At 52.0% G+C, this 637-nt stretch carries 2 tRNA genes and 1 rRNA gene; all 3 read right to left on the minus strand.

Features of this window, described 5'->3' with window-relative positions:
* Positions 1–209: 209 nt before the first annotated feature.
* Positions 210–285: transfer RNA gene (locus ABG80_RS08870), tRNA-Ala, on the minus strand.
* Positions 286–302: 17 nt separating this feature from the next.
* Positions 303–379, minus strand: a tRNA-Ile gene (locus tag ABG80_RS08875).
* A gap of 137 nt (positions 380–516) precedes the next feature.
* Positions 517–637, minus strand: a 16S ribosomal RNA gene (locus ABG80_RS08880); the annotation flags it as partial.

Genomic DNA, 637 nt, shown 5'->3' on the forward strand with positions numbered 1-637 from the left:
TTGACGCAATCAAGATGTTGCTGGCGGCACGGTGCGCCCAACCCTTTACGAATGGACGCTTTCCACCAGCAACGCTGATTTCGACTCTACGAATTTTTAAAGAACAAACAGCTTTTCAGCTGTAGACCTCAACACCGCCCGGACAATGTCCGCAGCAGGCGCTCAGGTCTACAACCCCAAGCTCAAGAGCAAGATGATCACCAAATGAATGGTGGAGGATGACGGGATCGAACCGACGACCCCCTGCTTGCAAAGCAGGTGCTCTCCCAGCTGAGCTAATCCCCCAGTGTGCTTGACCAGGTTGGTGGGTCTGGTTGGATTCGAACCAACGACCCCCGCCTTATCAAGACGGTGCTCTAACCGACTGAGCTACAGACCCAACTGTATTCACTCTTGCTCTTTGCTCAATCAACAACCGATAAGTGTGGGTGCTTGATTCTTCGAAGCACGCTTCTTTTGATGACTTCCATCTTTTGATCCACCCGAAGATGATTCAAGGATTTCAGTGTTTTCCAGAAAGGAGGTGATCCAGCCGCACCTTCCGATACGGCTACCTTGTTACGACTTCACCCCAGTCACGAACCCTGCCGTGGTAATCGCCCTCCTTGCGGTTAGGCTAACTACTTCTGGCAGAACC

The organism is Aquabacterium parvum (assembly GCF_001447195.1).
In the GTDB taxonomy this organism is placed as follows: Bacteria; Pseudomonadota; Gammaproteobacteria; order Burkholderiales; family Burkholderiaceae_C; genus Aquabacterium; species Aquabacterium parvum.